We start from the raw sequence: 8,363 nt of genomic DNA, 5'->3' as shown, positions 1-8,363 counted from the left end.
AAGATTGCTCATTGATTGGTCTCCTTGCGGAGCGTGAATCACGCCGCAAGGCTGAAATCAATAGGTCCTGAGCCTAGTGAGATCTGCGGGTTAATAGAGCGACGCGACTTGTGAATTTCAAGTGGATTACCCTGGCGCCAACATACAATGAGTCAGTTGGCTTTAACAGGCTGCTGAAAAACGTTTTTGAGGCGCCGTTTTCCTTGAGCTGCTTGATGCCTATCGCGAGAGGATTTCATCAGCTCGACGAGAGAGCGCGAAAAACGGCCCCAACGGGCGCGCAGGGGAATCGCGTTTGGAACTGAGGGTGTGAGCGTCTGCCCTTGCGGATGACGCCGGAATCGATTCTGGATGGGGGATTCATGACCTGGAGCTCGCCCCCCTCATGCAGATTTTCCTGTCCGCGCTGAAAGATGTCCCTGATCCCCGCGCCAGCAATGCCCGCCATGACCTTGGCGAGCTTCTCGTGATCGCCTTCGTCTCGGTGCTTTGCGGCGCGACAAGCTGCGCCGAGATGGCAGCTTTCGGGCGCGCAAAAGAGAGCTTTTTCAGAGGCTTCCTGAAGCTCAAGCATGCCATTCCATCGCACGACACCTTCTCGACGGTGTTCCATATGATCGACCCGAAGGCGCTGGATGCGGCCTTTGACAAGGTGCTGGCCGATGTCGCGGCGCTGCTCCGCGATGGTGATGTCATCGCCATAGATGGCAAGGCGTTGCGTGGGGCGCGCAACAAGGGCGAGAGTGCGCGCACCCGTATGATGGTCTCGGCTTATGCCGAGCGTTTGCGCCTGACGCTCGCCTCGGTCACTGCCGATCATGGCACGGAGCTGGACGCGGCTCTTGAGGTTCTGGGACTGATCTCTCTCAAGGGAAAGGTCGTGACCGCCGATGCACTGCACTGCAATCGCCGCACGGTTGCAGCGCTCAATGCCGGCGGCGGCGATCGGTGCCGTGATCGGTGCGGGTATCGGCATGGGACTGGGGGCGGCATCTACGCCCGAAGAACGCGTCACCACCTATGTGCGGGAAAACCCGGTTGACCCGATCTTCCTGGACGGTGAGGTCGTTGTCGGCGCGGGCATCCCCGAAACGGTCGCTCTGGCCGAAGTCCCCGAGAGCGAATACTACTATTCCTATGTAAACGGCGTCCGGGTTCTGGTGGAACGCGACCAGCGGCGGATCGTCTACATCGTTCGTTAAGATTGCGGTGTAAACCTTCCGCCCGCTTGCAGAAGCAGGTGGTCAACGAAGCGGCCTGGGAAACCGGGCCGCTTTTTCGTCCCCGCATTGCGGATCACGCAATGATCGCGCCCTGAGGGTCGCGCAACAACATATGATCCGCTGCACCGCAACCATAGGTCCAGACGCACGACACTCTGGGTTTCGGACTTGAGAGAACGCCTGGTGTATCCGTGAACAGTGATGTCGCTTGCCCTGGCGTCGAAATACACGCCGAAGGCAAACGTTGTGGTTTCGCGGATCGATGCGCTTCGGACTGATCAAGGTAAGCACAGAGCGCCGGATCACAAGATAGTTTGTCCCTGCCATATCCAGACGACATCCAACAGACGGTCCGTCTGTCAGTCGCGCGGCGGTAACGCCATCAGACGACACGTCCAACCTACGAAGGAGATCAGTATGCCCAAGTCAAACATCATCGGCATCGTCGCGCTCGCGCTTGGCGGGGTGTTGCTTTTCTTTGCCTGGCGGGCATCCAATGCACCCGTCGAGCAGATCTCGGAAGCGCTTACCGGGCGCTATACGAGCAGTACAATGTGGTTTCTGGTAGCGGGCATCGTCGGAGTTGTCGCCGGTGTTGCCCTGCTTGTGAGCGACGCCTTGCGGGCCTGAGACCGAGGACGCTCCGAAAGTCAACGCCCTGGGCCGCGCGGACGCCGGTATCGGCAGCGCATGCGTCGGCGTCAGCGCTCTGCATGCCCAGGGGTAGGGAACGCTACGGATTTCGATGCGTTGTAACTTATATAGGCGCGCGGCGTCGTGCGGTCCGTGGACCTGCACGCCAGTAGGCGATGCGCAGGAGCGGGATCCGGGACAGCCTCCTGACAGTGGAGGATATGGCTGTCGGCGCTCCCACTTCGGGCAGCGCGGTCGATTTCCGAAAAGTGGAAACTTGGTATGGAGTTTAGCTTAGAATGCGGCAAGACGTTGCGAACAAGCGTCAAAACCACGATCCACGCCGCCGTGAAGGCGGCGCTGTGATGGTGTGCGCGCCCGCCGCTTTCAGGTACTCAACCCGGTCATTTCGTGGGGCATTCAAATCCTGTGTTGCGGTCGCTCTTGCGGTTGGCCTTGCGACGGGTTCTGCGCAGGCCGATTCAGAGGCCGATGCGGGAATATATACGCTGACCCGCCTTGCGGTGTCAGCCATCGGGTCCTTTGTCCATATTGGCCCGGACGATCAGCTTGATGTTGATTTGCTGGACCGTGTGCGGGCTCAGAGAACCGGGTTTCATGCCGAGTATCGGCTGGCCTCGGGGGAGCGGGCGGTCATCGGCTCCCCAAGGAATGCGCGCACATCCCTGTCGGATATTCCGGGCATTTTCATCGCGGCACTTCTTGCCACCGAAGATGCAAGGTTCCTCGAACACCCCGGCTTGGCGCCCACGAGCACAGCACGGGCGTTTTTCGAGCATCTGTCCGGCACCACCCGAGGCGCATCGGGCATCACACAGCAGCTTTTGAAGAACCAGATCGTAGGGTCCGATGTCACCTTCCGGCGCAAGGCCATCGAAGCGTCCCTGGCGATCCAGATCGAGGATGTTCTGAGCAAGGGCGAGATCCTTGAAGCCTATCTGGGTGCGGTCTGGTTCGGGCGCGGATGGGGGGCCGCAGGGGCTGCGCGCTCATGGTTCGGCAAGAACTGGGACGACCTGTCGCTTTCCGAAATGGCTTTCCTTGCCGGCATTCTTCAGGGTCCGGCGCGGTTCAATCCTGAACACCACGCGGCAAGGGCCCACGCCCGTCGCGATCATGTTCTTGGCCGGATGCTGTTCACCGGGGTCATCAGCGAAGAAGACTATCGCACCGCCAGATCCGAACGCCTTGAGGTGATCCCGGCCCAATCTGCGATAGGCGGGCAGGAGTGGACGGACGTGGTGCTGGAACGCTGGATCGAGGCCAATTCCGCGACCGCGGCCCTTCTGGAACCCCGCGCCGCTTCTGGAACCCTGCCGGTTATCGAAACCACCCTTGATGGCCGGTGGCAATCCCTGGCCCAGCAATCACTGAACGACCAGGTGGCCCGACTGGGCCGGATCGAGGCGATCAACAGAATCGCTGACAGCGACCTTGCCACGCTGGAAACACACGCCACCAATGGCGAAAGGCTGCCGCAGGCGCTCTGGACACGGGTGCTCGAAGGTATCGGTGCCGATGCACGGGTCCTGCCCGCTGTCGTTCTGGGCAGCACCCCGTCTACGCTTGCCAGGGCGCGCGGCTGGGGGGTGAACAACACCTGGGAGATCGCAGAACACGACCTGCCGCAGCCCCTGTCGCGTGGGGATGTTGTCCTGATTGACCGGGAAAACGGTGATCTTGTGACGTCGCAGGGGTTGGAAGGCGCCGTGGTGATCATGAATATCCATACGGGCGAAGTCCTGGCTTCGGTCGGGGGGACAGATACGCGCCTGTCGCGCTTTGATCGCACGACATCCCCGCGCCAGCCTGGCTCTGCCGTGAAGGCATTTGTCTATCTTGCGGCGATGGAGATGGGGTGGTTTCCTCAAGACATCATTGATGACAGCCCCACCGACTTTGACGGAGGCTACAGTCCACGGAATTTTGGTGAGCGCCACCGCGGGATTATTCCGTTCTACACGGCCTTCGAGATCAGTTCGAACATTGCGGCGGTGAAGATCGCAAACGAAATCGGGATCGCCAACATATCGGACATTGCCCGGCGGGCGGGTGCCTATGAACAGCAGATGGCCCTTTACCTGCCGTCGGCCCTGGGCGCGAGTGTGACATCGCTGCGCCAGTTGGTGACAGGCTATGCGACAATCGGCAACGGCGGGTGGCCGATCCGGCCGACGCTTGTGCGCCGGATCATTGACCGGGATGGTCGCGTCTGGGAAAGCGATCCCGCGATCGGGCGCAATGCCTTCAGCACCAGGGCAATCGACGACATGCAGGCCATGATGCGCGGGGTGATCCTGCGCGGCACAGCCGCCGAAACGTTCAGAAACCACCCCGTTTCGGTAATCGGCAAGACGGGCACATCGCAGGGGCACCGCGACGCGTTGTTCGTGGGCATGGGAGCGGATATCGCCGTGGGCGTCTGGTTGGGCCGGGATGACAATACGCCTACCAATGGCTTCGTGGGGGGGGCACATGCGGCCCCCGTCGCCGCAAGGATTTTTCGCCAAGCCTATGAGACCGGCATGATCACCGAATACGGGCATGACATGGAGCGGAATTCGCAGCGCTTCTGGCCACCTGAAGCAATTGGCGAGCGCGCCCGGTCCGGTTGGGACACAAGCCAACCCGCGTGGACCTTCGCCGAGGTCGAGCCATGGCCGCGCCTGGGTCTCATCATTCGCAGGCATGAAGTAGCGACCCAGACATCAGAAACAGTCGAAGTTCGCACAGATCAGGGGCCTGTATCGCGGTCGCCGCATGGCCTGTCCTTGTCCGCAGATCCGGAACAATGGAGGGTGCGGCAAGGCGGGCCGCGCGGGGCTCATCTGCAAACCGGGCGCCTGCAATGAGAATATGGAAAGGCGCTCTATCTGGCACTGGAACCGGAGGCCACGAAGGTATTCGGGCTGAGGGCAGGCCTCAGAAGGGTCAATCGGGGGTGTCGGCAATGACGCAAGGCAAGGCATGGATGATCGCGGCTGCAATGATGGGCATGGCCTGCCTTGGCCCGACCGGTGCTGCGGCGCAGGACGAGGCAAGAATTGCCGAAATCACACTTCAGGAACGCTTGCAGGGCCATCTGGGTGAGGAGTGGACCATAAGCAGCCAATTTCGCGAGGCGTCGGGCGGGTCCTATCTGTTCTCGGATGTGGTCTTGCAAACAGAGGATATCGTGATCCGTATCACGGCGCTCGCCGCATCCCGTGTCGGGGACCGCATCGTGGCCGAGCAGGTGAGCGTTCACCAGGGCGCAGCGGAAGGCCACCCGCTTGTAGAGCTTGAAACCTTGCGCCTGAGTGGCGAGGGGCTGGCGCAGTCGTCATTCAACGCGCTGGATTGCGGGTCCCTGTCGATCGGGTCGTCGCGCCCGATGGTCTCCGTCGATGCCGAGGTTCTTGTGGCACAACCGAACCCTGCCTTGCGCATTCCCGGGGCTACAAGTCTGGGTCAGTCACAGGCACGAAGGCTACAGGGCCAGGCAGCGCTTGCGCGGCAAAGCGGGGGCTGTGTGCTGGAGCTGTCCGCTGAACTTGCGGGGCTGCAGGTCCTGTCTGGCCTGGATGAGTTTTCGACAGCCCGGATACATCTGGACGCGACGCTTCCCGCAGGGACGAATGGGGATCGCGGAACCGTGGCCCTGGGGATTGCGGATTTGCAGATGTCCGGAAATGTTCAGGGGTACAGCATGGAGACCCTTGCTCTGGAGGCTTCTTTGCCAAGGGCGGTGATCGCGGCGTATCTGCCCTTTGCGTATGATGATCCCGAGCGGGAAGCGCGCCTGCGGGAAATCCTGTTCGAGGACGGCGCGGATTTTTCCTTCGATCTTGGCGGCCTGGACTTCGATTTCGGGACCTTCCTGCCCGGCGCGCTGGCGACATCGCATCTTCTGGGGAGTGCCGAATTTCGGGCGCGAGTCCGCGACACCGGTCTGGATGGCACGCTGTCACTGGATTTCCCGGGGGCAATCGAACTTGCAGGCGATGCGAAGATGACATTTTCGGAAAACGTGATGCAGGTTTCAAGCTTGCAGGCACCGTTCATGACCAATCTTGAAGGGCTTGGACTGCGCATTCAGTCGGAAATGGTTCTGCAGGATGTAACCCGCCTGACGGGTTTTCGCCTGTCCGAATACGTCCCGCAGGTCATGACGGCCCGGATGAAGGATGTGCCCCTGATCGGCGGCTCGTATGACAGCGAGATCGCGGCAATAGGGGATTGGCTTGCGCTGATCGAACAAGGCGAGGAAGGTTATGCCGAATTGCGCCCGGGCCAGCCCGTCAATCTTGGGATGATTGCTGGCCTCTTTGTCGTGAACATGGATCGTGCCCTGTCGACACTGGGCTTTGCCGCAAGCCCCGACGTTCCCTGAGAAAGATCGGCGCTGAACGACCTTTGGCTCACATTCGCCAGGTAATCTGCCGATTTTGCTGTCTTGATGGTGGCGCAGGTCATGATGGGTGGGCTCCGAGGTTGCGGGGAGCGTGGCGCGCGCATTCACGCCCCGCCGCATTTAAGCTGAAGGGCCGGTTCAGGAACTCCCGCACCACCGCCAGCAGATCATCGAGCGAGACCATCAGCGTCTTGCGCAGCGCCACGGCGACGACCTCCTGGGCCGGCGTCAACGTCGTTTGCAACCGATGCGGCGTGTGGCTGCGGTCCTCGACGCTGTCGCGCTTGCGCCACTTGTACACGGTCTGCGGGGTGACACCGAAACGCGCGGCCAGCGCCGTCCCGACCTCGGCGCTCGCCTGGATCGCCGCACGCACCTTCGGGGTGGTCGTCGCTTGGCTGTGAAGATGGATCAGCATGGTCGTCCCCCGGCCCGAATGTTCCTCAGGACCCATCTTGCCATGAACAGGGCAGATCGCCGAGGGGAAATGTGATCATCCGGGATGGGACACTTACCCGTCTGTGTCAGGCGGTTTGTGCCGCCCTGTATTCCGTCCTGTTCTTGATCAGCGCATACGCGGTGCGCGCCATGCGGTTGGCCAGTGCGATCGCGGCCTGCTTGGGCTTCTTGCGCTGGATGATGCTCCACAGCCAGTCTTCCCCGGCCGCGCGCCGACGGCGCGCGCTGACCTGCGCGATGGCGCCCAGATAAAGCAGCCTGCGCAAATACCTGTTGCCCATCTTGGAGATCCGCCCCATTCGCTCCTTGCCGCCCGTCGAATGCGGCCTCGGCGTCAGGCCAAGCCAGGCAGAGAGATCCCTGCCTGACTTGAACTCGGCGATGTCGGGCAGAGCGGCGACGAGCGCGCTGGCGGTGATCGGGCCGATGCCGGGAATTGTCTGGAGGCGCTGCGCGGCCTCATTGCCCCGCGCGTCTGCCTGAATGTCTGCGGTCAGCGTCTGGATCTTCTCTTGCGTATCGACAAGTTGATCGGCGAGCAGTCTCAGGGCCTTGCGTGCGGGTGCCGGCAGGCTGGCCTGTTCACAGGCCATGATCAGCCGCTCGATATTGTGGATGCCCTTGGCGACAACGATGCCGAACTCGCCAAGATGTGCGCGCATGGCGTTGACGATCTGGGTCTGCTGGCGGACGAGGAATTCCCGTGCCTTGTGCGTCATGAGCAGGGCCTGTGTGTCCTCGCTCTTCACCGGGACAAACCGCATGGACGGACGCGATACGGCTTCGCAGATTGCCTCGGCATCGGCCTTGTCGGTCTTTCCGCGCTTGACGTAGCCCTTCACGTAGCTGGGGTGGATGAGCCGGACATCATGACCGAGTTCGATCAGCTCGCGCGCCCAGTGATGCGCGCTGGCGCAGGCCTCCATGCCGATCAGGCAAGGCGGCTGACGCTGGAAGAATTCCAGGATCTGGCTGCGCCGCAACTGACGGCGCAATACAGTTCGGCCCTCCGCGTCAACGCCGTGCAACTGGAAAACAGACTTCGCCAGATCGACCCCGATTGTGCTAATCTCGCCCATGGATGGCTCCCTTTGTTGGCCGTGTTCACAGCACCCAACATGGCACATTGCGATGCCGGAAGCGGGAGCCATCCACTTCATCAATGGCGGGCGCAGCCCTCACCCTTGACGACGACATTGGCGAGGCTGGTGATCAGGTCGCAGGGCTTGAGCAACCGATAGACGGAAGCTTCTGACATCGAGCCATGAGAACGCGGAGCACTGGGACCATCTGCGCACGGGCAACCCGATCGAGAGCGTCTTCGCCACCGTTCGACACCGGACCGTGCGAACCAAGGGCGCGCTGTCGCAGAAGACGGCGAAGCTCATGGTCTTCAAGCTCGTTCAGGCCGCCGCGAAGACGTGGCGCCGACTGCGGGGCGCGAACCAGTTGCCTTTGGTCATCGAAGGCGTCATATTCACCGACGGAGTCGCCGCAAACGACACCGAAAACCGCGCCGCCTGATCAGACCGCATCACCCAAAATCCCGCATAGCTCCCCACGGGCAGTGAGCACGGTCTTGGTGAAGAAGTCGCAGGCAACCATGCTCTCCATATGTGCCCGGACGAAGGTGG

The 8,363-nt window shown here is 61.7% G+C and carries 7 protein-coding genes and 1 pseudogene; 6 read left to right on the top strand and 2 right to left on the bottom strand.

Going from position 1 to position 8,363, the window contains the following annotated elements; translation table 11 throughout:
* Positions 1-385: 385 nt before the first annotated feature.
* The 5 genes from HUK65_RS17510 (at position 386) to HUK65_RS17490 (ending at position 6,249) form a co-directional block, all read left to right on the top strand.
* Positions 386-1,042, top strand: a complete 657-nt coding sequence (locus tag HUK65_RS17510; protein ID WP_235442247.1) for an ISAs1 family transposase — start codon at positions 386-388, stop codon at positions 1,040-1,042.
* On the top strand, positions 1,023-1,202 hold the full coding sequence (locus HUK65_RS17505) for a DUF1236 domain-containing protein (RefSeq protein ID WP_327787154.1): 180 nt from the start codon (positions 1,023-1,025) through the stop codon (positions 1,200-1,202). The genes HUK65_RS17510 and HUK65_RS17505 overlap by 20 nt, the downstream gene beginning before the upstream one ends.
* Before the next feature lie 438 nt (positions 1,203-1,640).
* Positions 1,641-1,853 carry a DUF3185 family protein gene (locus tag HUK65_RS17500; protein WP_179907557.1) on the top strand — a complete coding sequence of 71 codons (213 nt, stop codon included), beginning with the start codon at positions 1,641-1,643 and terminating at the stop codon, positions 1,851-1,853.
* Positions 1,854-2,155: 302 nt separating this feature from the next.
* Positions 2,156-4,729, top strand: coding sequence for a transglycosylase domain-containing protein (locus HUK65_RS17495; RefSeq protein ID WP_179907556.1), 2,574 nt, complete (start codon positions 2,156-2,158; stop codon positions 4,727-4,729).
* Positions 4,730-4,827: 98 nt separating this feature from the next.
* Positions 4,828-6,249 carry a hypothetical protein gene (locus HUK65_RS17490; RefSeq protein WP_179907555.1) on the top strand — a complete coding sequence of 474 codons (1,422 nt, stop codon included), beginning with the start codon at positions 4,828-4,830 and terminating at the stop codon, positions 6,247-6,249.
* A 79-nt stretch (positions 6,250-6,328) separates the two neighbouring features.
* Here HUK65_RS17490 and HUK65_RS17485 read toward each other — a convergent pair whose 3' ends face one another.
* Entirely contained in the window at positions 6,329-6,688 is a 360-nt protein-coding gene (locus HUK65_RS17485) for a hypothetical protein (protein WP_407692441.1), read from the bottom strand.
* Between the two features lie 106 nt (positions 6,689-6,794).
* Positions 6,795-7,808: an IS110 family RNA-guided transposase gene (locus HUK65_RS17480; RefSeq protein WP_179907554.1), complete on the bottom strand. Its 1,014-nt coding sequence runs from the start codon at positions 7,806-7,808 to the stop codon at positions 6,795-6,797.
* Positions 7,809-7,965: 157 nt separating this feature from the next.
* On the opposite strand from HUK65_RS17480, the pseudogene HUK65_RS17475 reads away from it, so the two are divergent.
* Positions 7,966-8,253, top strand: a pseudogene (locus HUK65_RS17475) (IS256 family transposase); the annotation flags it as partial.
* Between the last annotated feature and the right edge of the window lie 110 nt (positions 8,254-8,363).

The organism is Rhabdonatronobacter sediminivivens (assembly GCF_013415485.1).
Taxonomy (GTDB): domain Bacteria; phylum Pseudomonadota; class Alphaproteobacteria; order Rhodobacterales; family Rhodobacteraceae; genus Rhabdonatronobacter; species Rhabdonatronobacter sediminivivens.
The sequence above is the reverse complement of the archived record's forward strand: the minus strand, read 5'-3'. Positions and strand labels throughout refer to the sequence as shown.

Excerpts from the sequence above, each read along its gene's own strand:
- HUK65_RS17495 (WP_179907556.1), top strand. The coding sequence starts at position 2,156 with ATGCGGCAAGACGTTGCGAACAAGCGTCAAAACCACGATCCACGCCGC.
- HUK65_RS17490 (WP_179907555.1), top strand. The coding sequence starts at position 4,828 with ATGACGCAAGGCAAGGCATGGATGATCGCGGCTGCAATGATGGGCATG.
- HUK65_RS17480 (WP_179907554.1), bottom strand. The coding sequence starts at position 7,808 with ATGGGCGAGATTAGCACAATCGGGGTCGATCTGGCGAAGTCTGTTTTC.
- HUK65_RS17500 (WP_179907557.1), top strand. The coding sequence starts at position 1,641 with ATGCCCAAGTCAAACATCATCGGCATCGTCGCGCTCGCGCTTGGCGGG.
- HUK65_RS17485 (WP_407692441.1), bottom strand. The coding sequence starts at position 6,688 with ATGCTGATCCATCTTCACAGCCAAGCGACGACCACCCCGAAGGTGCGT.
- HUK65_RS17510 (WP_235442247.1), top strand. The coding sequence starts at position 386 with ATGCAGATTTTCCTGTCCGCGCTGAAAGATGTCCCTGATCCCCGCGCC.